General features: G+C 73.1%; 20 protein-coding genes and 1 pseudogene. 13 read left to right on the top strand and 8 right to left on the bottom strand.

Features of this window, described 5'->3' with window-relative positions; genetic code table 11:
• Window positions 1-63: 63 nt before the first annotated feature.
• From ABFX46_RS20995 to ABFX46_RS20980, 4 genes are all read left to right on the top strand, one after another.
• Window positions 64-1047, top strand: a complete 984-nt coding sequence (locus ABFX46_RS20995; RefSeq protein WP_346044412.1) for a glucosyl-3-phosphoglycerate synthase — start codon at window positions 64-66, stop codon at window positions 1045-1047.
• Window positions 1048-1148: 101 nt separating this feature from the next.
• Window positions 1149-2378 carry an acyl-CoA dehydrogenase family protein gene (locus ABFX46_RS20990; protein WP_346044411.1) on the top strand — a complete coding sequence of 410 codons (1230 nt, stop codon included), beginning with the start codon at window positions 1149-1151 and terminating at the stop codon, window positions 2376-2378.
• 259 nt (window positions 2379-2637) lie between these two features.
• Window positions 2638-5535: a M36 family metallopeptidase gene (locus ABFX46_RS20985; protein WP_346044409.1), complete on the top strand. Its 2898-nt coding sequence runs from the start codon at window positions 2638-2640 to the stop codon at window positions 5533-5535.
• A 61-nt stretch (window positions 5536-5596) separates the two neighbouring features.
• Window positions 5597-6253 carry a TetR family transcriptional regulator gene (locus ABFX46_RS20980; RefSeq protein ID WP_346044407.1) on the top strand — a complete coding sequence of 219 codons (657 nt, stop codon included), beginning with the start codon at window positions 5597-5599 and terminating at the stop codon, window positions 6251-6253.
• A 110-nt stretch (window positions 6254-6363) separates the two neighbouring features.
• Here the strand turns inward: ABFX46_RS20980 and mctP are convergent, their stop codons facing one another.
• The 3 genes from mctP to ABFX46_RS20965 form a co-directional block, all read right to left on the bottom strand.
• A complete protein-coding gene (mctP, locus tag ABFX46_RS20975; RefSeq protein WP_346044406.1) occupies window positions 6364-7974 on the bottom strand; it encodes a monocarboxylate uptake permease MctP in 1611 nt (536 codons plus the stop codon).
• A gap of 3 nt (window positions 7975-7977) precedes the next feature.
• Window positions 7978-8223 (bottom strand): DUF3311 domain-containing protein, encoded by a 246-nt coding sequence (locus tag ABFX46_RS20970; protein WP_346044404.1) that lies wholly within the window; start codon window positions 8221-8223, stop codon window positions 7978-7980.
• Between the two features lie 248 nt (window positions 8224-8471).
• Window positions 8472-9029 (bottom strand): VOC family protein, encoded by a 558-nt coding sequence (locus tag ABFX46_RS20965; protein WP_346044402.1) that lies wholly within the window; start codon window positions 9027-9029, stop codon window positions 8472-8474.
• A 205-nt stretch (window positions 9030-9234) separates the two neighbouring features.
• Between ABFX46_RS20965 and ABFX46_RS20960 the strand changes: the two genes are divergently transcribed.
• From ABFX46_RS20960 to ABFX46_RS20945, 4 genes are all read left to right on the top strand, one after another.
• Window positions 9235-11430 (top strand): anthranilate synthase component I, encoded by a 2196-nt coding sequence (locus tag ABFX46_RS20960; protein ID WP_346044400.1) that lies wholly within the window; start codon window positions 9235-9237, stop codon window positions 11428-11430.
• A gap of 233 nt (window positions 11431-11663) precedes the next feature.
• The gene (locus ABFX46_RS20955; protein WP_165959128.1) at window positions 11664-11810 is read left to right on the top strand and encodes a GPGG-motif small membrane protein; all 147 of its coding nucleotides are present in this window, start codon (window positions 11664-11666) and stop codon (window positions 11808-11810) included.
• A 96-nt stretch (window positions 11811-11906) separates the two neighbouring features.
• The gene (locus ABFX46_RS20950) at window positions 11907-12824 is read left to right on the top strand and encodes an SDR family oxidoreductase (protein ID WP_346044398.1); all 918 of its coding nucleotides are present in this window, start codon (window positions 11907-11909) and stop codon (window positions 12822-12824) included.
• Between the two features lie 71 nt (window positions 12825-12895).
• Window positions 12896-13300, top strand: coding sequence for a ChaB family protein (locus ABFX46_RS20945; protein WP_346044397.1), 405 nt, complete (start codon window positions 12896-12898; stop codon window positions 13298-13300).
• A 13-nt stretch (window positions 13301-13313) separates the two neighbouring features.
• On the opposite strand, the gene ABFX46_RS20940 is transcribed toward ABFX46_RS20945, so the two are convergent.
• Window positions 13314-14279 carry a helix-turn-helix transcriptional regulator gene (locus ABFX46_RS20940; RefSeq protein WP_346044396.1) on the bottom strand — a complete coding sequence of 322 codons (966 nt, stop codon included), beginning with the start codon at window positions 14277-14279 and terminating at the stop codon, window positions 13314-13316.
• Between the two features lie 95 nt (window positions 14280-14374).
• On the opposite strand from ABFX46_RS20940, the gene add reads away from it, so the two are divergent.
• The gene (gene add / locus ABFX46_RS20935) at window positions 14375-15400 is read left to right on the top strand and encodes an adenosine deaminase (RefSeq protein ID WP_346044395.1); all 1026 of its coding nucleotides are present in this window, start codon (window positions 14375-14377) and stop codon (window positions 15398-15400) included.
• 10 nt (window positions 15401-15410) lie between these two features.
• On the opposite strand, the gene ABFX46_RS20930 is transcribed toward add, so the two are convergent.
• Window positions 15411-16655 carry a DUF1266 domain-containing protein gene (locus ABFX46_RS20930; RefSeq protein WP_346044394.1) on the bottom strand — a complete coding sequence of 415 codons (1245 nt, stop codon included), beginning with the start codon at window positions 16653-16655 and terminating at the stop codon, window positions 15411-15413.
• Window positions 16656-16792: 137 nt separating this feature from the next.
• Here ABFX46_RS20930 and thyX point away from each other — a divergent pair, with 137 nt between their 5' ends.
• Together thyX and ABFX46_RS20920 are read left to right on the top strand one after the other, a co-directional pair.
• Window positions 16793-17524, top strand: a complete 732-nt coding sequence (thyX, locus tag ABFX46_RS20925; protein ID WP_131940087.1) for an FAD-dependent thymidylate synthase — start codon at window positions 16793-16795, stop codon at window positions 17522-17524.
• A 108-nt stretch (window positions 17525-17632) separates the two neighbouring features.
• On the top strand, window positions 17633-17968 hold the full coding sequence (locus ABFX46_RS20920; protein WP_346044654.1) for a hypothetical protein: 336 nt from the start codon (window positions 17633-17635) through the stop codon (window positions 17966-17968).
• 393 nt (window positions 17969-18361) lie between these two features.
• On the opposite strand, the pseudogene ABFX46_RS43555 reads toward ABFX46_RS20920, so the two are convergent.
• Window positions 18362-18484 (bottom strand): annotated as a pseudogene (locus tag ABFX46_RS43555) (VOC family protein); the annotation flags it as partial.
• 70 nt (window positions 18485-18554) lie between these two features.
• On the opposite strand from ABFX46_RS43555, the gene ABFX46_RS20910 reads away from it, so the two are divergent.
• A complete protein-coding gene (locus ABFX46_RS20910; RefSeq protein WP_346044393.1) occupies window positions 18555-19277 on the top strand; it encodes a dienelactone hydrolase family protein in 723 nt (240 codons plus the stop codon).
• Between the two features lie 17 nt (window positions 19278-19294).
• Here ABFX46_RS20910 and ABFX46_RS20905 read toward each other — a convergent pair whose 3' ends face one another.
• Window positions 19295-19699, bottom strand: a complete 405-nt coding sequence (locus ABFX46_RS20905) for a PaaI family thioesterase (protein WP_346044391.1) — start codon at window positions 19697-19699, stop codon at window positions 19295-19297.
• Window positions 19700-19809: 110 nt separating this feature from the next.
• Between ABFX46_RS20905 and ABFX46_RS20900 the strand changes: the two genes are divergently transcribed.
• Complete coding sequence (locus tag ABFX46_RS20900) at window positions 19810-20610, top strand: helix-turn-helix domain-containing protein (RefSeq protein WP_346044390.1); 801 nt, start codon at window positions 19810-19812, stop codon at window positions 20608-20610.
• On the opposite strand, the gene ABFX46_RS20895 is transcribed toward ABFX46_RS20900, so the two are convergent.
• Window positions 20525-21727 (bottom strand): globin domain-containing protein, encoded by a 1203-nt coding sequence (locus ABFX46_RS20895; protein WP_346044388.1) that lies wholly within the window; start codon window positions 21725-21727, stop codon window positions 20525-20527. The genes ABFX46_RS20900 and ABFX46_RS20895 overlap by 86 nt on opposite strands.
• Window positions 21728-21745: the final 18 nt, after the last annotated feature.

Raw genomic sequence — 21745 nt, 5'->3', positions numbered from 1 at the left:
TCTGGCGTTCCCTGTAGGTGAGGGGGCGTCCCGTCGGGACGGCCCAGAGGGGAGGGAGAGCGCGTGCTGCCCGAGGTCGCGTCGTGGTCGAGCCGCCGCACGAGCAGGGCGGAGGACTGGCCGCCGCGCCTCCTGCTCGACGCCAAGGGCGACACCCGGATCAGCGTCGTGCTGCCCGCGCGCGACGAGGAGGCCACGGTCGGCGCGATCGTCGCGGCCGTCCGGACCGACCTGGTCGAGCGGATCCCGCTGGTGGACGAGATCCTCGTGGTCGACTCCCGCTCCGCCGACCGGACCGCCGCCGTCGCCGCCGCCGCGGGCGCCGCCGTGGTCGCCCAGGACGCCGTCCTGCCCGGCCAGGGCCGCATGTCCGGCAAGGGCGAGGCGCTGTGGAAGTCGCTGTACGCGACGTCCGGCGACCTGATCGTGTTCGTGGACGCCGACCTGCGCGAGTTCACCTCCTCCTACGTCACCGGGCTGCTCGGCCCGCTGCTGACCGACCCCTCCGTCGGCTACGTCAAGGGCTGCTACGACCGCCCTCTGGAGGACGGCGGCCGCCGGGTCGAGGGCGGCGGCGGCCGGGTCACCGAGCTGGTCGCGCGCCCGCTGATCAACATGCACTGGCCGCTGCTCGCCGGCGTCGTCCAGCCGCTCGGCGGCGAGTACGCGGGGCGGCGCGCGCTGCTGGAGCGGCTCCCGTTCGTCACCGGCTACGGCGTGGAGCTCGGCCTGCTGCTGGACGTCTACCAGGACGCGGGGCTCGACGCGATCGCGCAGGTCGACCTCGGCCGCCGGGTGCACGCGCACCAGTCCACCGAGGCGCTCGGGGCGATGTCGGGGCAGATCATGCTGACCGCCTGGTCGCGGCTGGAGCGGCACGGCCGGATGGTCCCGCTCGAGGCGCCGTCCACGGCGCTCACCCAGTTCCACCGCGCCGCGGGCGGCCACGACGCCCGCACCACCGACGTCGCCGTGGGGGAGCGGCCGCCGATGATCGAGGTGCCCGGGTACGCCGCCGCCCGCTCCTTCTCGCCGGGGCACCGGTAGGGCCCGGGCGGGCTGTGACTCCGCGCACGGTGTTACCCGCGGTAACTCCGAATGGTGCTACCGTTGGTAACAGCGATATTGGACGAGAGGGTCAATTAATCATGACGAGCGCGGAGCAGACGCCGTTCTCCCTGGAGCCCAGCGAGGACGTCCGTGAGGTCAGGGACTGGGTGCACGAGTTCGCCAGGGACGTGATCCGTCCCGCGGCCGAGGAGTGGGACGAGCGCGAGGAGACGCCCTGGCCGCTGATCCAGGAGGCGTCCAAGGTCGGCATCTACTCGCTCGACTTCTTCGCCACCCAGTGGCTGGAGCCGACCGGCCTCGGCATCCCGGTGGCGTTCGAGGAGCTGTTCTGGGGCGACGCGGGCATCGCGCTGTCCATCGTCGGCACCGGCCTCGCCGCCGCGTCCGTCGCCGCCGTCGGCACCCCCGAGCAGACCGCCGAGTGGGTGCCGCAGATGTTCGGCTCCGCCGACGACATCAAGCTCGGCGCCTTCTGCGCCTCCGAGCCGGACGCCGGCAGCGACGTCGGCTCGATCCGCACCCGCGCCGTCTTCGACGAGGCCAAGGACGAGTGGGTGCTGAACGGCACCAAGACCTGGGCGACCAACGGCGGCATCGCCGACGTCCACGTGGTGGTGGCCTCGGTGTACCCCGAGCTGGGCAGCCGCGGCCAGGCGAGCTTCATCGTCCCGCCGAACACCCCCGGCCTGAAGCAGGGCCAGAAGTTCAAGAAGCACGGCATCCGCGCCTCCCACACCGCCGAGGTGGTCCTCGACGACGTGCGCGTCCCGTCGCACCTGATCGTCGGCGGCAAGGAGAAGTTCGACGAGCGCATCGCGCGCACCCGCGAGGGCAAGAGCTCCAAGGGCCAGGCCGCGCTGAAGACGTTCGAGACGACCCGCCCGTCCGTCGGCGCGATGGCGCTCGGCGTCGGCCGCGCCGCCTACGACTACGCCCTGGAGTACGCGCGCGAGCGCGAGCAGTTCGGCAAGAAGATCGGCGACTTCCAGGCCATCGCCTTCAAGCTCGCCGACATGAAGACCCGCCTGGACGCCGCGCGCCTCATGGTGTGGCGGGCCGCGTGGATGGCCCGCACCGGCAAGGACTTCGCCAACGCCGAGGGCTCGATGGCCAAGCTCATGGCGAGCGAGATGTCGGTGTACGTCACCGAGGAGGCCATCCAGATCCTCGGCGGCAACGGCTACACCCGCGAGTACCCGGTCGAGCGCATGCACCGCGACTCCAAGATCTTCACGATCTTCGAGGGGACGTCGGAGATCCAGCGCCTCGTCATCGGCCGCACCATCACCGGCCTGCCCGTCCGCTGACGTCCCGGCGCGGGCGGTGGCCGACGGCGGCCGCCGCCCGCGCGGGCCCGGAGTCGCGGACGCGGGGCCGATTCCGGGCCGCGGGGCACGCGGTCCATGGATGCCGGGCGCTGTCAAGACGAAGACCGCCCGGCATCTGCATGTCCGAAACGTTGTAACTCGCCCTAGTTGTACTTCTGGTGCGCTGCTTGTCTCAGGTTCGGCCGTTTGATCATCCGGCCGAACCGAGACCGGGCCATCCGCCCGCCTCCAGGAGGCAATGGTGCCCAGGACACGCTGGATCACCGTGACCGCGCTGGCGGCCACGGGAACGCTCCTCACAGCCGGCCTCGCGGTCCCCGGACGGGCCGCACCCCCGCCCCCGCGCTCCCAGCCCCCCGGCGATCGTCCCGAGCTGCCCGACAAGGACGCCCGGACCGGCCGGCTGGCCCCCACCGGCCGGCAGGAGGGCGCCGCCCGCGGGATGACCGTGCGGTGGAACAAGCTCGGCACGCCCGCGGCGGTGACCGACGCGGAACCCCTCGCCGCCGGACTGCCCGGCGATCCGGAGAAGGCCGCGCGCGCGTACCTCGCCGGCCACCGGGACCTGTTCGGCCTCGACGCCGCCGCCGTCGGCGCCCTGGAGAAGGTCGCGGTCAACCCCATCGGGAAGGGCGCCGCGGTGCTGCTGCGCCAGCGCTTCGGCGACCTCCCCGCCGGCTACGACGGCCTCGTCGCGGTCGGCGTCGGCGAGGGCGAGGTCGTCTCGGTCACCTCCACCCTCGCCCGTGACGACGCGGCGCCCGCACCGGCCACGCTCTCCCAGAACGACGCGGTGGCCGCGGCCGGGCGGGACGCGGGCATCACCGTCTCGGACGGCACGACGCGCAAGGCGCGGCTCGTGGCCGTCCCCACCGCGCAGGGCGTCCGCAGCGCCTACCAGGTCACGCTGATCGACGGAGCCGGGGGCGAGCCGAAGGCCGTCACGTCCTACGTGGACGCGCGCACCGGGTCGGTGCTGGTGCGGGAGAACCTCGTCGACCACGACAGCGACAATCCGCGCTGGGTGGTGTTCCCGGCGACCCCGTCCGGTGACTACTCGTCCCGCGACACCCGGCGGACGTGGTGCTTCGCCCCCGCGCGGGGCTGCGAGAACGTCGTCGGCGGTGACCCGTCCTCCGGGCGGCCGTGGGACGCCGACCCGGCGACCGGCGACTCCACGACGACCAGCCTGGGCAATTCGGCGCACACCTATGAGAACCGTGCGAACGGCGACCCGTTCTCCGTCGGCACCCGCACCAGCGCGCCCAAGGCGGACCGGAACTACGCCTACCGCTGGGCGAACCAGTGGTACGAGAGCAAGTGCGACCCGGCGTCGATGGACAGCCCGCAGGAGGCCGACGTCGAGGCGGCCATCTCGAACCTGTTCGTCCAGCACAACCGCATGCACGACTGGTCCTACCGGCTCGGCTTCAGCGAGTCGGCGTGGAACATGCAGGCCGACAACGGCGGCCGCGGCGGGCTCGGCGGCGACCCCGAGCAGGGCAACGCGCAGGCCGGGGCGCGGATCGCGAGCGTCCGCGACAACGCCAACCAGATCACCCCGCCCGACGGCACGCCCGCCATCAGCAACATGTACCTGTGGCAGCCGATCGCGGGCGCGTTCTACCCGCCGTGCGTCGACGGCGACTTCGACATGAGCGTCATCGGGCACGAGTACTCGCACGCCATCTCCGGCCGCATGATCGCCGGGCCGGACGCCGGGTGGAGCGGGCCGCAGGCCGGGGCCATGAACGAGAGCACCTCCGACCTGTTCGCGATGGAGTACCTCAACGAGTACGGGTTCCGCGCGCCCGGCCGGACGCCGTACGTCACCGGCGCCTACGTCACCGGTGAGCCGAAGTCGGGGATCCGCAACTACGACATGAGCCGGAGCCCGCTGAACTACAGCGACCTCGGGTACGACCTGGTCGGCACGCAGGTCCACGCCGACGGCGAGATCTGGACCGCCACCCAGTTCGACATGCGGCAGGCGTTCGTGGAGCGGTACGGCGCGGGGAGCGCGTCCCTCCAGCGCAAGTGCGCGGACGGGGAGGTGCCGGTCGACAAGTGCCCCGGCAACCGGCGCTGGGCGCAGCTGTCGTTCGACGCGCTGCTGCTCATGGCGTCCGGGGCGGTCAGCTACGTCGACCACCGCAACGCCCTGCTCGCCGCCGACACCATCCGCTTCGGCGGCCGGGACCACGCCATGATGTGGAAGGTCTTCGCCCAGCACGGCCTGGGGGAGGACGCGGCCAGCAGCGGGCCCGCCGACGCCGACGCGCGGCCGAGCTTCGCGTCCCCGATGTCGCGCGACGCCCGCGTGACGCTGAAGCCGGCCGGTGACGCGAAGGGCGGCGCGGTGCGGCTCTACGTCGGCGACTACGAGGCCCGCGCCGTCCCGGTGGCCGACACCGACCCGGCGACCCCGCTCGGCGACACGGTCGCGATGACGCCCGGCCGCTACTCCTTCGTCGCGGTCGGCGAGGGCTTCGGGCACAAGCGGTTCACCGCGGCGATCGGCTCGCACCCGCGGACGCTGGCGGTCGCGATGTCCCGCAACGAGGCGGCGGCCGCCAACGGCGCGACCGCGACGGGCGACGGAGCGTCCCAGCCGGCGCTGCTGGACGAGACCGAGGCGACCAACTGGCAGTCGGTGCAGGCCCCGGTCGAGGGCCGGCAGGTCACCGTCGACCTCGCGGGCGACCGCCCGGTCAGGGTCGGCCGGGTGCAGGTGAGCGCGATGCTGCGGCCGTCGGCGGCCGGCGACCCGGAGGGCGCCGGCTCGGCGCAGAACCGGTTCACGGCGCTGCGCGCGTTCCGGCTGCTGGCCTGCGACGCCACCCGGGCCGACTGCGCGCAGGACGCCGGGTACCGCACCGTCTACACGAGCCGGCCCGACGCCTTCCCGGCGGACCGGCCGCGCCCGACGGCGCCCGACCTGATCCTGCGGTCGTTCGGCCTGCGGGGCGTCACGGCGACGCACCTGCGGCTGCAGGTGGTCTCCAGCCAGTGCACCGGCGCGCCGGAGTACGCGGGCGAGCAGGACTTGGACCCGCGCTCGGCCACCGACTGCGGCGCCGCGAGCCCGCTGGCCGGCGTCGTCCGGGCGGCCGAGCTCCAGGCGTTCGCCCGGTAGCCGTGCCCCGCCGGGGCAGGGCGGTGTTGTCGCGGGGTAACACCCCCGATACCGTTCTGTCATGACGAACACGGCGGGCAGGCCGGGGTCCGGACCGCGCCGCGACCCCGGCCGTCGCCGTGCCCTGCTGGAGGCCGCCGACCGGGTCATCCAGCGGGAGGGCCCGGAGGCGTCCATGGCCGCGATCGCCGCCGAGGCCGGGATCAGCAAGCCGATCCTGTACCGCCACTTCGGCGACAAGAGCGGCCTCTACCAGGCCCTCGCCGAGCGGCACACGCGCAAGCTGATCGAGGGCATCCGGGAGGAGTTCTCCCGCGGCGACGAGCCGGTCCGCGACCGCACCCGCTCCACCATCGACACCTACCTGGCGACGATCTCCAAGAACCTCAACCTGTACCGGTTCCTGATGCACCGGGCGAGCGCCGAGGACACGGCCACGCACAGCGCGATGAGCACGATGATCCGCGACGTGAGCCGGGAGCTGGCCGAGGTGATGATCGCCGAGGGCGAGATGACCGACCGCACCCGCGCCTACGTGTGGGGCCACGCGATCGTCGGCATGGTGCAGACCGCCGGCGACTGGTGGCTCGACCACGCGGCGGAGGTGCCGCGCGAGGCCGTCGTGGACGGGCTCGTCGACCTGGTCCTCGGGGGGCTGCCGGCCGCCGCGTCCGGCCTGCGCGGACCGCGGCCGCCCGGCGGCCCGGCCGCCGGCTGAGCGGGCGGCCGGGCCGGGAGGTCAGCGCAGGCCGGACTCCTTGAGGATGCGCCGGGCGGTGGTGGTCACGTGCACCCCGTCCGGGCCGCCGGGGTGGGACCGGAGCGGGATCAGGTGGTGCCGGTGAGGTCCAGCTCCTTGACCTTCGGGTCGCCCTTGTCGGCGAAGTAGTCGACGGCGCGGGTCGCGTCGCCGCCGTCCGCCAGTTTGGCCGCCCGGCAGACGACGGTGCCGATCACCGCGACCGCGACGTTGACGGCGAGCGCCAGGATGCCGGCGTAGATCGTCGTCTTGGTGTCGAGGCCGAGGTCGCTCAGCGGGTAGGCCGAGCCGCCGAAGTGCTCCTTGCCCTTCGCCGGGTTCGGGATCTGGTACAGCATCCACAGGCCGGCGATCATGCCGCCGGCCCAGCCGGCGATGAGCGCGCCCCGGTGGAACCAGCGCGTCATCAGGCCGAGCCCGACGGACGGGAGCGTCTGCAGGATGATGACGCCGCCGATGAGCTGCAGGTCGATGGAGAACTGCGGGTCCAGCGCGAGGATGCACGCCACCGCGCCCGCCTTGACGACCAGCGAGACCAGCTTGCTGACCGTGGCCTCCTGCTTCTCGGTCGCGTCCCGCTTGATGTACTCCTTGTAGATGTTGCGGGTGAACAGGTTCGCCGCCGCGATCGACATGATCGCCGCCGGGACGAGCGCGCCGATGCCGACGGCGGCGAACGCGACGCCCGCGAACCAGTCCGGGAACATGTGGTCGAACAGCACCGGGACGGCGGTGTTGCCGTCCGGCTTGCCGTCGGTGGTGATCGGCTTCACGCCCGCCGCGATCGCCATGTAGCCGAGCAGCGCGATCAGGCCGAGTACGAAGCTGTAGGCCGGCAGCGCCGCCATGTTCCGCTTGATCACGTTGCGGTTCTTGCTCGCCAGCACGCCGGTGATGCTGTGCGGGTAGAGGAACAGCGCCATCGCCGAGCCGAGCGCGAGCATCGCGTAGTTGAGCTGGCCGCTGCCGGCGATCGTGATGCCGTCGCCGGGCGCCGGCGTCGCGTCGAACTTGGCCTTCGCCGAGTCGAAGATGTCGCCCCACCCGCCGAGCTTGGACGGGATGTACAGCACCGCGACGATGATGACCAGGTAGATCAGCAGGTCCTTGACGAACGCGATCAGCGCCGGCGCCCGCAGCCCGGACTGGTAGGTGTAGGCCGCCAGCACCACGAACGCGATGATGAGCGGCCAGTGGCCGTTCACGCCCATCGCCTTCAGCACGGCCTCGATGCCGACGAGCTGCAGCGCGATGTAGGGCATCGTGGCGACGATGCCGGTGATCGCCACCAGCAGCGCCAGCGTCGGCGAGCCGAACCGGGCCCGGACGAAGTCGGCCGGCGTGACGAAGCCGTGCACGTGCGACACCGACCAGAGCCGGATGAGGAACAGGAACACCAGCGGGTACACGATGATCGTGTACGGGACGGCGAAGAAGCCCGCCGCGCCCGCGCCGAACACCAGGGCCGGGACGGCCACGAAGGTGTAGGCGGTGTAGAGGTCGCCGCCGATCAGGAACCAGGTGACCCAGCTGCCGAAGCTGCGGCCGCCGAGCCCCCACTCGTCCAGGTTGTGCATGGTCTCGGGGCGCCGCCACCGCGCGGCGACGAAGCCCATCCCGCTGACCAGCAGGAAGAGCGCGGTGAAGATGACGATCTCGGTGATGTGGTCGCTCGCCACGGCTCAGCCCCTCTTCTTCGTCATCTGGTAGACGACGACCGTGCAGAGGACGCCGAGCGGGATGAACGCGAGCTGGATCCAGTAGAAGGCGGGCCAGCCGGCGAGGCGCGGGCCGTCGCTGTTGAACAGGAACGTCAGCAGCGGGACCACGATGGGGACGACCAGCAGCCAGTTCCACACGCTGCGGTCGGAGCGGGCGGCGGGCGGCGGTTCCGTCGAAGCCGGTTCCTTCGGAGTGTCAGGAGTCAAGGGGAGTCCTCCTCGTCGTGCGCCCCCCGGCTTGTGCCGGGGGTTCTGGGGGCCGACCCGCAGGAGCCGCGCGCGCACGGGTGCCCGCGTCCGGATCGCGAGGCGGGACCGTGCCCGGTGGGCAGCCGGGCGAGAGTACACGTGCGTTGATCACAGCGTGATCTCGGTCACGGCACGACTCGGGTGGATCGTTCCAGAAGGAGGAGGAGCAGGTCAGGGCCCATCCGACGGGGGCGTCAGGGAGGCGGTCAGACGGTCCGGTCGGCGGCGGTCCGCGGCTCGTGCCGGACGTCCGACGGCAGGTTCAGCTCCCGCGTCCACGCCGCGAACTCCACCAGGATGCCGTCGGGGTCCTTGAAGTAGATGGACCGGACGAACACGCCCTCGTGGTTCTCCGGGGCGACGCCGAACTCGCTGTCGTCGTGGTTGAGCAGCACGCCGACGTCGATGCCCTTGGCGATGAGGCGGTCGCGGTACTCCTCGATGCGCTCGGGCGGGACGTCGAAGGCGATGTGGTTCATCGACCCGACGGCCGACAGCAGCTCGCCCCGGTCGGGCAGGTTCCTCGGCGCGGACACGCCGGGGACGGGCTCGGGCGCGTCCGGGAACCAGAAGAAGGCGAGGGCGTTGCCGCCGCCGCAGTCGAAGAAGAAGTGCTGGCCCCAGCCCATCGGCAGCTCGATGGTCTTGATCAGCGGCATGCCGAGCACGCCCTCGTAGAAGTCCACCGTCTGCTTCATGTCGCTGCAGACGAGCGCGAGGTGGTTGACCCCGCGCAGCTCGAACTCGGTGTTCTTCCTGGTCATGGCCGCCGCCTCGGTCGTGTAAGCAATCCCTTGCGCCGGGGTCCATGGTAACCTCGCCGCATGCGAACCGCAGCCTCCCGGTGGTGGTGGCGCCGCTGAGGCGGTGCCGGTTCGTGCGTGCTCAAGACCAGGCGACCGCCCTCACCGGCGGTCGTTTTCTCGTGGGGCGGCGTCCGGTGGGGGCCCGACACGAGGGGCCACCGCGGTGGAGACCGTCTCACAGCAGCCGCTGACCAGCGAGTTCGTCACGGCCGGGGGCGTACGGGTGACCCGTACCGCCGTCCCGGTCGACTCCGAGCGCAAGTCCGACGTACTGAACGCGCTCGTCGCCGCCGTGGGGGAGCGGCGCGGCGGCGTGCTCAGCTCCGGCATGGAGTATCCCGGCCGCTACAGCCGCTGGCACATGGCCTACGTCGACCCGTGCCTGGAGTTCGTCGCGCGCGGGCGGGCGGTCGCGGTGCGCGCCCTCAACGGCCGCGGCCGGGTCGTCCTGCCCGCCGTCGCCGCCGTGCTGCGGGAGACCGGCGAGGTCCGGGCGGACGAGCCGGACCGGTTCGAGGTCTTCGTCCCGCCGGGCGAGGAGTTCTTCCCCGAGGAGGAGCGCAGCCGGCAGCCGACCGTCTTCACCGCCCTGCGCGCCGTCACCGGCCTGTTCGGCTGCGACGACCCGCACCTCGGCCTGTACGGCGCGTTCGGCTACGACCTGTCGCTGCAGTTCGAGCCGCTGCGGACCCGGCTGGAGCGGCCCGCCGACCAGCGCGACCTCGTCCTGCACCTGGCCGACGAGATGGTCGTCGTCGACCGCAAGCGCGAGACCTCGCACCGCATCTCCTACGACTTCGAGATCGAGGGGAGGGGCACGGCCGGGCTGGCGCGCGAGACCGAGCCGACGCCCGTCCCGGCGCGGGCGGCCGAGCTGCCGGCGCAGCCCGTCCCCGGCGTGTACGCGCGGATGGTGCGGGACGCCAAGGAGAAGTTCGTCCGCGGCGACCTGTTCGAGGTCACGCCCGGCCACGCGATGTACGGGCGCTGCGACTCGCCCGCCGCGTTCTTCGAGCGGCTGCGGGAGACCAACCCGGCCCCGTACGAGTTCCTGTTCAACCTCGGCGACGGCGAGTACCTGGTCGGCGCGTCGCCCGAGATGTTTGTCCGCGTCACCGGCGACCGGGTCGAGACCTGCCCGATCGCCGGGACGATCAAGCGCGGCGCCGACGCGCTGGAGGACGCCGAGCAGATCCGCGCGATCCTGTCGTCGGCCAAGGACGAGTCCGAGCTGACGATGTGCACCGACGTCGACCGCAACGACAAGTCGCGGATCTGCGTGCCCGGCAGCGTGCGCGTCCTCGGCCGCCGGCAGATCGAGATCTACTCCCGGCTGATCCACACCGTCGACCACATCGAGGGCCGGCTGCGGCCCGGCTTCGACGCGCTCGACGCGTTCCTCACGCACATGTGGGCGGTCACCGTCACCGGCGCGCCGAAGACGTGGGCGATGCAGTTCATCGAGGACCACGAGGACTCGCCGCGCCGCTGGTACGGCGGCGCGGTGGGCTGCGTCGGCTTCGACGGGTCGATGAACACCGGCCTGACGCTGCGGACCGCGCAGATCCGCGACGGCGTCGCGACCGTCCGGGCGGGGGCGACGCTGCTGTACGACTCCGACCCCGACGAGGAGGAGCGCGAGACCCACCTCAAGGCCAGCGCGCTGCTCGGCGCGCTCGCCGCGTCCCAGCCGGGCCCGGCGGCGGGCGCGCCCGCGGAGGCGCCGCTTCCCGCGCTGCCGGGGGACGGCATGACGGTGCTGCTCGTCGACCACGAGGACTCGTTCGTCAACACCCTCGCCGACTACTTCCGCCAGCAGGGCGCGAGCGTGGTCACGCTGCGGCACGGGTTCCCGGCGCGGATGCTGGACGAGCACGCCCCCGACCTGGTGGTGCTGTCGCCCGGCCCCGGCCGCCCGGAGGACTTCGACACGCGGGCGCTGCTGGACGCCCTCGACGAGCGGGGCCTGCCCGTCTTCGGCGTCTGCCTCGGGCTGCAGGCGATGGTCGAGCACGCGGGCGGCGAGCTGGCGCTGCTGCCCGAGCCGTCGCACGGCAAGCCCGGCCGGGTGAAGGTGGCCGGCGGCGGGCTGTTCGACGGGCTCCCGGACGAGTTCACCGCGGCCCGCTACCACTCGCTGCACGCCACGCCGGACCGGGTGAAGGGCTTCCAGGTGACGGCGCTGACCGGGGACGTCGTGATGGCGATCGAGGACCCGCAGCGGCGGCGGTGGGCCGTCCAGTTCCACCCGGAGTCGATCCTCACGGCGGCCGGCGGCGCCGGGCACCGGATCGTCGCCAACGCGCTCCGCCTGAGCCGCTCAGAGGAACGAACCGTTCCGGATGACGAGCGGCTCTAGTACCGGAGCAGGAGGAACGGGCGCGCGGAACCGGCCCTGAGGCCGATGCCGCGGGCCGCGCGCGGCGGAAGACTTGGTTCCGGCCGTACCGCGCCGTGGCGTTCGCGACGCGGTGACCGCCGTTATCCCGGCGGAGGAGGAGAGTCCTCTCCTTCTCCGCCCATAACGGAGATTTCGGTCACCCGAAACCGGATTGCGGTTTCTTGGTGTCCCGCTGGGGGACGCCGGGGTCCATGATGACAATCCTGTGGCTCATCGCCGTGATTCTCGTGATCGCCGGGATCTACGTGATCCTCGCCCGGCGCGACCTCCTCTGGGGGATCGTCCTGATCGTCGTGGGGCTGCTCGTCGGCCCCGGCGGCGTGAGCATCTTCACCTGACCGCCGTCCGTCCGACCCGAGAGAACCGCGCGGCGGGACGGAAAGGCACGGAAACCCTGACGTGAACTGTCAGGTTTCGGTGCCAGCATCGTCCTCATGAACCGTGCACTGACAGGAAAGACTGCACTGGTCGCGGGGGGCACGCGCGGCGCGGGCCGCGGCATCGCCGTCGAGCTCGGCGCCGCGGGCGCGACCGTCTACGTGACGGGGCGGTCCACCCGGTCGCAGCGATCGGAGCTGGACCGTCCCGAGACCATCGAGGAGACCGCCGAGCGGGTGACGGCGGCGGGCGGCGAGGGCATCGCCGTCCGGGTCGACCACCTCGACCCCGTCCAGGTCGCCGCGCTCGTGCGCCGCATCCGCGCGGAGCGCGGCCGGCTGGACGTCCTCGTCAACGACGTCTGGGGGTCGGACCACCTCTTCCAGTTCGGAAAACCGCTCTGGGAGCAGTCCCTGGAGGACGGCCTCCGCATGTTCCGGCTGGCCCTCGACACCCACGCCATCACCAGCCACCACGCGCTGCCGCTGCTGATCGGCGAGCCGGGCGGGCTCGTCGTCGAGATGACCGACGGGACCGCCGAGTACAACGCGAAGTACCGCAAGGAGTGCGGCTACTTCTACGACATCGTGAAGAACGCCGTGATCCGGATGGCGCTCGCCCAGTCCGAGGAGATCGCCCCGTTCGGCGCGACCGCCGTCGCGCTCACCCCCGGCTGGCTGCGCTCGGAGGCGATGCTGGAGCACTTCGGCGTCACCGAGGAGACCTGGCGGGACGGGGCCGCCAGGGACCCGCACTTCGCCATGGCCGAGTCGCCCGCCTTCGTCGGCCGCGCCGTCGCGGCCCTCGCCGCCGACCCGGACCGGGCCCGCTGGAACGGGCGGGCGCTCTCCAGCGGCGGGCTGGCCCAGGTCTACGGCTTCACCGACACCGACGGAAGCCGCCCCGACATGTGGCGCTACCTGGTCGAGGTCGCCGATCCGGGCCGTCCCGCCGACACCACCGGGTACCGGTAGGGCCCGCCCCGGCGGTTTGGGGGCGCGCCGTCCGGTTATCGCGACTCCAGAGGCGAAAGGAGGAAACGGCCATGCCGATGACGACCAAGAGCGGCAAGCCGATCAAGGACGAGCTTCCCGGCACGATCCAGCGCTCGCCGAAGGAGGCGCAGGAGACCTTCGCCAAGGCCCACGACTCCGCGGTCGAGACCTACGGTGAGGGCCGGCGCGCCCACCGCACCGCCTACTCCGCGCTCAAGCACAAGTTCGAGAAGCGCGGCGACCACTGGGAGCCGAAGGGGCGCAAGGGGCCGTCCGACCCCCGCGCCAAGAACCCGGAGGCGCGCCGCGGCAAGGGCAAGAGCTTCGGCGGCGTGGACGTCGAGGGCAACAGCAAGAAGGAGCTCTACGACCGCGCCGCCGGCCTCGACGTCCAGGGCCGCTCGAAGATGAGCAAGGAGGAGCTGGCCGCCGCGATCGCGCGCAAGCAGGACTAGCGGGGCCGCCCGGTCAGCCGTACAGCCGCGCCAGCCGGGCGGCGTGCTCCGCCATCCGCGCCCGCAGCTCCGGCGGGGCGAGGACCTCGGCCTCCGCGCCGAGCCGCAGCAGCTGGCCGGCCGCGACGTCCGCCGACTCGACCGGCAGCACCGTCACCACCCAGCCGCGCGCGTCGGGCTCCCCGGCCTCCTCCGCCGCCCGCCGGGCGGCGTGCGGCTCGACCGCGAACCGCAGCAGCCGCATCCCGGCGGGGGAGAGCCGCACCGTGACCTCCTCGCGCAGCATGGAGCGCACGAACGAGGCCGCCTCCGCCCGCCAGTGCGCGGCGAGGTCGAACCGCTCGTCGCGGTCGAACACCTCGCCGTCCGGCCGGACGGCGGTGACGCGGTCCACCCGGTAGGTCCGGAAGGCCGCACCGACCCGCGCGACCAGGTACCAGGTGCCGTTCTTCAGGACGAGCGCGTACGGCTCCGCCGTGCGCACGACCTCGCGGTCGCGGCGGCGGTAGCGCAGCTCGACGGTCTCGTCCTGCCACACCGCGCGGGCCAGCTCGCGCAGCAGCGGCGGCGGCCCGGACTCGCCGAACCAGCCCGGCGCGTCCAGCAGGAACCGCTGGCTCGCCCGCGCGGGCGCGTCCCGCAGCGCGGCCGGCAGCGCCGCGAGGACCTTCAGCTCGGCGGCGGCGAGCGCGCCCGCGCGGCCCATGTCCCCGGCCGGGCCGGGCAGCCCGGACAGGAACAGCGCCTCCGCCTCCTCGCGGGTGAGCCCGGTCAGCCGCGTCCGGTACCCGCCGACGAGCCGGTACCCGCCGCCGCGCCCCTGGTCGGCGTAGACCGGGACGCCGGCCGCCGACAGCGCCTCCATGTCCCGGTACACGGTGCGCTCGGAGACCTCCAGCTCGCGGGCCAGCTCGCCCGCCGTCATCGCCTCCCGCGACTGGAGGAGCAGGACCATGGAGATCAGCCGGGCAGCGCGCATGGGCACCATCCTGCCGTCCGGTTCCTGACGTTTTCACGTTAGATTCGCCGTCTTTGCCTGTCATGCCGGGCGCGACGGCTGTTAGCTTCGCGGACGTGCCTACCGAAACCACATCGATCGGGGCGTTCATCGACGCCCTCCCGAAGGTCGAGCTGCACGTCCACCTCGTCGGCTCCGCCTCGGTCCCCACCGTCCTGGAACTCGCCCGCCGCCACCCGGACGGGCCCGTCCCCGTGGACGAGCGCGAGCTGCGCGCCTTCTACGGGTTCCGCGACTTCCCGCACTTCGCCGAGGTGTACGAGTCGGTGTCCAGCCTCGTCCGGACGCCGGAGGACGTCGGCACGCTCGTGTTCGGCGTCGCCCGCGACCTCGCCGCGCAGAACGTCCGCTACGTCGAGCTGACCGTCACCCCCTACACCCACCAGCGGGCCGGGATGCCGATGCCCGCGGTCACCGAGGCCCTCGACCACGCGGTGCGCGAGGCCCGCGACCGGCTCGGCGTCCGCGTCGCCTACATCTTCGACATCCCCGGCGAGTTCGGCGCCGACGGCGCGCGCGGCACCCTCGAGCACGCGCTGCGCCACCCGCCCGAGGCGCTCGTCGGGTTCGGGATCGGCGGGATCGAGCAGATGCGCCCGCCGCACCGGGACGCGTTCCGCGACGCGTTCGCCGCCGCCCGCGCCGCCGGGCTGCGCAGCCTCCCGCACGCCGGCGAGATGACCGGGCCGGAGACGATCTGGGAGGCCGTCGACGGGCTCGGCGCCGAGCGCATCGGGCACGGCACCAGCTGCCTGGACGACCCGCGCCTGGTCGCGCGCCTGCGCGAGACGCAGCTGCCCCTCGAAGTGTGCCCGACGTCCAACGTGTGCACCGGCCAGGTCGCCGACCTGGCCTCCCACCCCCTGCCGCGGATGCTGGAGGCGGGCCTGTTCGTCACGCTGAACAGCGACGACCCGCCGATGTTCGACACGACGCTGACCGGCGAGTACCGGGTGGCCGCCGAGGTGTTCGGGCTGGGCCGCGAGGAGCTGGCGGCACTGGCCCGCAACGCCGTGACCGCCTCGTCCCTGGACGAGCCGGGCCGCACGGCGATCATCGCCGACATCGACGCCCTGCTGTGACCGCCGGGCGCTAGCCCCAGGCCATCCGCCGCCACGGGCTGTCCGGGTCCTCGGCGAGGATGCGGTGGGCGGCGAGGGAGCGCTCGTACCACTCACCGAACGCGCCCTCGTCGAACCGCAGCATCCGGCCGAGGACGTACCCGGCGGAGAACGCGCCCCACGACGTGTACACCCGGCCGGCGCGGTACCCGGCCGTGAGCACGCACTTCTCGGCCTCCTCGGCGTCGCAGTACCCGGCCCCGAGGCCCCAGCGGGCCATGTTCACCGCGCGGCCGAAGTCGTAGCCGTAGACGCTCTCGATCCGCCCGTCGGGCGGGAGCAGGCCGTCCGCCCGGAACCGCGCCTCGTACCGCAGGATCGTCCCCGGCAGCTCGGCGACCTCGCGGACGGCGTCCTCCGCGATGTCGCGCTCGCGGCACCAGGCGCCGACCGCGGCGCGCCACTCCCGCTCCCCGGCGCCCCGCTCGCGCCGGTCGAGCACCATCTGGATCGCCGGGTCGCTGTTGCGCGCGTCGAGCAGCGCGTCCGCCTGCTCCCGCCATCCCGCCGCGTCGGTGACGCCCCAGTCCCGCTCCAGCAGCTCCCTGTCGCCGGAACCGCCGGCGAGGGCGTTCCAGGCGACCCCGTTCCCGACGGCCAGCGGGGCGCCGACCGCGAGCGCCGCCGCGAGCCGCCCCCACGCGGCGCTGCCCGGGTCGGTGACGAGGACGTTGTGGTCGCGGTCCGGCCGCCGCTCCGCACCGGCCAGCAGCTTCGCGACCTGCCGGTGGTCGTCGCCGCCCGGCGGCATCTGCGCCAGCAGTTCGCGCAGCGGGCGCAGCGCCTTCCGCGCCCCCGCGTCCTTCAGGATCAGCCGCGCCGCGTGCACACCGGCGGCGCCCGACCGCTCGGGGTCGTGCAGCGCCCCGAAGGCGGACATGGCGGCCCAGGCGCGCCGCGCCGCCTCGCCGGTCCGCCCGGCCGCGGCCAGAACGTGCGCCGCCTGCGCGTCCAGCCCGGCCCGCACCTCGGCCGGCAGCGACGCGGCGCCCCGGTCGAGCGTGTCGAGGACCCGCTGCGCCTCGCCCACCTCCCCGGCGGCCGCGAGGGCCCGCGCGTACCGGGCCCGCACCGCGACCGCGCCCGTCCAGTCCCCGCGCGCCTCCAAGGCCCGGCCTGCCCCGGCGAACGCGGCCGCCGCCTCCGCGGCCCGCCCCTGCCGCTCGTACCTGCGCGCCCGCTCCAGCAGAGCGTCGGCGTCCCCCTGAACCGTCATCAACCCCTCCGCCGCAAACCGTACCGGTCCCGGTGATCTCGGTGAGACCGGTCGGTGACGGGCTCGACAGAAGACTGTCGGCGGCCGTGACTAAGGTTGCGGGGGGCAGTTCAGCCGAGACGAGTGGGGGAGGTCCGATGGCGGACGAGGACGCGATGGAGATCGAGTTCCGCAGCGACGTGGTGGTAGAGCTGATCAAGGCCGCGGCGTCCGACGCCGACGTGCTCTGGGCGGCGCGCGTTTCCACCAAGGGGGAGAACTCGCTGGCCGAAGTGGAGGCCGATCCCGAGCGATCGAAGGGCCTCATCAACTACCTGATGCGGGACCGGCACGGCACCCCCTTCGAGCATTCGTCGATGACCTTCTACGTGCGGGCGCCGATCTTCGTGTTCCGGGAGCAGATGCGGCACCGGACGTTCTCCTTCAACGAGGAGAGCGGCCGCTACCGCAGGCTGGAACCCGTCTTCTACGTGCCCGGACCGGACCGGAAGCTGGTCCAGGAGGGCAAGCCGGGCAAGTACGTGTTCGTCGACGGCACCCCGGAACAGCACAAGATCGTCACAGAGGTCACGAAGGAGAGCTACCGGCAGGCGTACCGCGCCTACACGGAGATGCTGGACGCGGGCATCGCGCGCGAGGTGGCGAGGAGCGTCCTACCGGTCGGGCTCTACTCTTCGATGTACGTGACCTGCAACGCGCGCGCCCTGATGAACTTCCTGTCCCTGCGCATCAAGCGTGAGGACGCTATGTTCCCGTCGTTCCCGCAGCGCGAGATCGAGATGGTCGCCGAGTTGATGGAGGAGGAGTGGGCGAAGCTGATGCCGCTGACCCACGCCGCCTTCGAGGCCAACGGCCGCGTCTGCCCATAGCGCCACTGCGACGCACAGCGCGCCCGCCCACGTCCCGAGCGTCGGCGGGCGCGTTCTGTCAGTGCCCCGTGATTGATTGTCACCACAGCGGCACTGACGGTCACGGGGGTGGCGATGGCGGACGGCTATGACGACCGGACGGACGTGTTGACGGCGAGCGGCTGGAAGCCGTGGCCGCTGGTGGACGGGGCCGAGACGTTCGCGACCGTCGATCCGTTCTCTGGTGCGCTGCGATACCAGGCGGCGACCGGCATCTTTCACCGCGAGTTCTGCGGTCCGACGTACAGGGTGAGATCGGAACAGATCGACCTGCTGGTCGGTGTGGACCAGGACCTGTGGATTCAACGGGTCGATACACGTGCGGCACGGCGGGGAGAGCAGCCGTTCACGTTCGAGGCGCCGGGCGCCCTCCTGCACAAGCGTGTCCGCTACGAGTGCGCGTGATGTGGGTTCCAGGAATATTCGGGCGGAGTCCACTCGGTAGCCGTACCGGGCGGGTTGCTCGTGGTGCGGCGGAACGGCAAGGCCGTCATTTCGAGGGCGGCCCGGGTTGCGAGTTGCCGAAGCAATGAGCGAGATCACACGTAGACGCTGAGTTCGATGAGGTTGTGGTCGGGGTCGCGGATGTAGACGCTTCGGATGGGGCCGGTGGCGCCGGTGCGGGACACCGGGCCCTCCTCGATGGGGACGCCGTGGTGCCTCCAGGTCGGCGATGATCTCGTCGAGCGGGTTCGCGGTGATCAGGCAGAGGTCGGCGCTGCCCGGGACCGGGCGCGCCGCCTTCGGCTCGAACTCCCGCCCGGCCTCGTGCAGGTTGATCTTGCTGGTGCCGAAGGCCAGGGCGCGGCGGCCCGCGCCGAAGGTCACCGCCTCCATGCCGAGGACGCGCGTGTAGAAGCCGATCGCCGCGTCGATGTCGGCGACGGTGAGGACGAGGTGGTCGAGGCGGTCGATGCGCATGCGGTCACGGTAGACCCGCCCGCGCCGGGGGCTAGGCGCGCGGTGGGTGGCTGGGCGATTATTGGACGCTATGTCCGACATAACGATTCCCGCGGGTGCGCGGGAGCTGCCGGGGTACCTCGCCGTTCCGGAGGGGGAGGGGCCCTGGCCGGGCGTCGTCGTCCTCTTCGAGGCGTTCGGTTCCAACGCCGACATGCGCGCCCAGGCCGACCGGTTCGCCGCCCAGGGGTACCTCGCCGTCCTGCCGGACCTCTACGGCGGGGCGCCGTGGGTGCGGTGCGTCACCAAGGCGATGCGCGACATGCGCGCCCGGCGCGGGCCCACCTACGACCACATCGAGGCCGCGCGCGCGTGGCTCGCGGGGCGGGACGACTGCACCGGCGACGTGGGCGTGTGCGGGTTCTGCATGGGCGGCGGGTTCGCGCTGGTCGCGGCGGCGAAGTACGACTTCAAGGCCGCCGCCGCGAACTACGGGATCCTGCCCCGGCGGCCGGAGGAGTCGCTGCGCGGCGCGTGCCCGATCGTCGCCAGCTACGGGGCCGCCGACCCGACGCTGCGGGGCGCGGCGGGGAGGCTGGAGCGCGCTCTCACGATCGCCGATGTCACGCACGATGTGAGGGAGTACCCGGGGACCGGGCACGGCTTCCTCACGGGCTTCACCCCGCCGGCGCCGCTGGGCCCGGTCGCGAAGATCGTCTTCGGGCTGGGCCGGGGACGGGAGAACGCCGCCGGCGGCTGGGAGCGGATCTTCGCCTTCTTCGGCGAGCACCTCGCTAAAAAATCTACAACGTAAAGGCGCCGGGCCGGGCGTCACGCGCGCAGGACGGCCTGGGTCTGGGTCACCTGGGCCACGCGGCGGCCGGTGTCGCCGTAGAGGTCGGTCTGGACGACGATCGACGTGCGGCCGGTGTGGAGCGGGCGGGCGACTCCCGTGACGCAGCCCTCCCTGACCCCCCGGAAGAAGTTCGTCTTGGACTCCAGCGTCGTCGTGGACGTGTCCGGCGGAAGGTTGAGGAACGCGCAGGCGGCGCCGAGGGTGTCGGCGAGCGCCATGAGGGCGCCGCCGTGCATGACCCCGCCGGCGGTGCAGCGGTCCGGGGCCCAGTCCAGCCGGCCGGTGACCTCGTCCGGCCCGGCGGTGTCGATGCGCACGCCGAGCGCTCGGGCGAACGGCATCGCGTCGGTCAGCTGGTCGGGGGTGAGCCCGGCGGTCATGGAGCCTCCTCGGTGGACGTCCCGGCCCACTCTGGCGGCCGGGCCCTCGCGGCGTCCATTACCTCCGACGTCATCGCAGGCGTGACCGGCGGGCCGGTAGCGTCCGGAGGGTGACGACGGCGTTGAGCGATGTGCGGCCCATCGGGGAGCAGCTGCGGGCCTGGCGGCAGCTGCGCAGGCTGAGCCAGCTGGAGCTGGCGTCGGAGGCGGACGTGTCGACCCGGCACCTCAGCTTCGTGGAGACGGGGCGGTCCGCGCCGAGCCGGGAGATGGTGCTGCGGCTCGCCGAGCACCTGGACGTGCCGCTGCGCGACCGCAACCTGCTGCTGGTGGCGGCCGGGTACGCGCCGGTGTTCGACGAGACGCCGATCGAGGAGCCGAGGATGGACGCGGTCCGCGCGGCGCTGAAGCAGGTGCTGGCCGGCCACGAGCCGTATCCGGCCGTGGTGGTGGACCGGTTCTGGAACCTCGTCGACGCCAACGGCGCCGCGGCGCTCTTCCTGGAGGGCGCGCCGCCGGAGCTGCTGGAGCCGCCGCTCAACGTGCTGCGGCTGAGCATGCACCCCGACGGGATGGCGAGGAACATCCTGAACCTGGCCGAGTGGCGGGCCCACATGATCGACCGGGTGCGCCGGCACGTGGCGCTGACCGCGGACGCCTCGCTCACCCAGCTCTACCGGGAGCTGCGCGGCTTCCCGGGGGACGTGGGGGAGGCGATCGCGCCGCCCGCGGGCCACGACGTCTTCGTCCCGCTGCGGATGCGGGTGGACGGCCGGGAGCTGTCGTTCTTCAGCACGATCGCGACGTTCGGCACGCCGGTCGACATCACGGTCGCGGAACTGGCGATCGAGTCGTTCTACCCGGCGGACGAGGCGACGACGCGGTTCCTCCGGGAGCGCGCGGGCTGGTGACCGGGTCGTCGGCCGCGAGCAGGTCGTGGTGGATGCGCTGCAGCGGCACGCCGAGCCGCTGCAGCGCGGTGACGGTGCCCCGGACCAGCGGGGCGGGCCCGGCGACGCAGGCGGTGAGGTCGCGGACGTCGTCCAGCAGGCCGGGCAGGACGTCCGGCACGCGGCCGCTGAGCGCGCCGCCGCCCGGCGACCGCGACAGGACGGGGACGACCCGGAGCCGGGGGCAGGCCGACTCCAGCAGCCGCAGGCCGGGCAGGTCGTAGAGGCCGTCCGCGGTGCGCGCCGCGACCACGAGGCGGATGCCGCGGCCGGAGCCGGCGGCCGCCTCGGCCAGGGCCTTCATGGGGGACAGGCCGGTGCCGCCGCCGATCAGCAGCAGGTCGCGGCGGGAGTCGGGGGCGAGCGTCATCGCGCCCTCCGCCGGCCCGAGCAGCACGGTGTCGCCGGGGGCGGTGCCGCGGACGAGCGCGCCGCTCACCCAGCCGCCGGGGCGGGCCCGGACGTGCAGGCTCAGCGTCCCGTCCGGCCGGGGCGCGTTCGCGATCGAGTAGGGCCGCCACATCCGCGGCCAGCGGGCGCTCTGCACGGTCACGTGCTGCCCGGCGGAGTACGGGAGCGGCCGCTCGGGCCGGAGCGTGAGCACGGCGAGGTCGGCGGCGCGGCGGTCGTGCCCGGTGACCTCGGCGGCCCACCACGCCGGGGCGTGCTCGGCGTCCCGCTCGGCGGCGGCGATCATGGTGTCGGCGGCGTGCCGGTAGGCGGCCGTCCAGGCGTCCTCGGCGGCGGGGCCCCACAGGTCGGCGGCGTAGACGCGCAGCGTGGCGGTCAGCGCGGCGCCGACGGCGGCGTAGTGCTCGCGCAGCACCCCGTACTTGCGGTGGCCGCGGCCGAGCCGGCCGAGGTGCCCGGCGAGTTCGCCCGGGTTGTCCTGGCTCCACGCGATCCGCAGGAGCGCGTGGAAGAAGCGGTCGTGCTGGTGCCCCATCGCGGGCGGGAACAGGGCGCGCAGCTGCGGCTCGGCCGCGAAGAGGCGCCCGTAGAAGTAGCGCATCGCCCCCGCCGGGTCGGCCTCCAGCCGGGCGAAGCACTCCTTGATCGTGCGGGGTTCCGGTGCCATGTGCCGGCTCACTCCCTG

Source organism: Actinomadura chokoriensis (assembly GCF_039529475.1).
Classification (GTDB): Bacteria; Actinomycetota; Actinomycetes; order Streptosporangiales; family Streptosporangiaceae; genus Spirillospora; species Spirillospora bangladeshensis.
This window is presented reverse-complemented; position numbering and strand designations above follow the sequence as displayed.

Excerpts from the sequence above, each read along its gene's own strand:
- ABFX46_RS20990 (WP_346044411.1), top strand. The coding sequence starts at position 1,149 with ATGACGAGCGCGGAGCAGACGCCGTTCTCCCTGGAGCCCAGCGAGGAC.
- ABFX46_RS20985 (WP_346044409.1), top strand. The coding sequence starts at position 2,638 with ATGGTGCCCAGGACACGCTGGATCACCGTGACCGCGCTGGCGGCCACG.
- ABFX46_RS20980 (WP_346044407.1), top strand. The coding sequence starts at position 5,597 with ATGACGAACACGGCGGGCAGGCCGGGGTCCGGACCGCGCCGCGACCCC.
- ABFX46_RS20965 (WP_346044402.1), bottom strand. The coding sequence starts at position 9,029 with ATGACCAGGAAGAACACCGAGTTCGAGCTGCGCGGGGTCAACCACCTC.
- ABFX46_RS20955 (WP_165959128.1), top strand. The coding sequence starts at position 11,664 with ATGATGACAATCCTGTGGCTCATCGCCGTGATTCTCGTGATCGCCGGG.
- ABFX46_RS20950 (WP_346044398.1), top strand. The coding sequence starts at position 11,907 with ATGAACCGTGCACTGACAGGAAAGACTGCACTGGTCGCGGGGGGCACG.
- ABFX46_RS20945 (WP_346044397.1), top strand. The coding sequence starts at position 12,896 with ATGCCGATGACGACCAAGAGCGGCAAGCCGATCAAGGACGAGCTTCCC.
- ABFX46_RS20940 (WP_346044396.1), bottom strand. The coding sequence starts at position 14,279 with ATGCGCGCTGCCCGGCTGATCTCCATGGTCCTGCTCCTCCAGTCGCGG.
- ABFX46_RS20930 (WP_346044394.1), bottom strand. The coding sequence starts at position 16,655 with ATGACGGTTCAGGGGGACGCCGACGCTCTGCTGGAGCGGGCGCGCAGG.
- thyX (WP_131940087.1), top strand. The coding sequence starts at position 16,793 with ATGGCGGACGAGGACGCGATGGAGATCGAGTTCCGCAGCGACGTGGTG.
- ABFX46_RS20910 (WP_346044393.1), top strand. The coding sequence starts at position 18,555 with ATGTCCGACATAACGATTCCCGCGGGTGCGCGGGAGCTGCCGGGGTAC.
- ABFX46_RS20905 (WP_346044391.1), bottom strand. The coding sequence starts at position 19,699 with ATGACCGCCGGGCTCACCCCCGACCAGCTGACCGACGCGATGCCGTTC.
- ABFX46_RS20895 (WP_346044388.1), bottom strand. The coding sequence starts at position 21,727 with ATGGCACCGGAACCCCGCACGATCAAGGAGTGCTTCGCCCGGCTGGAG.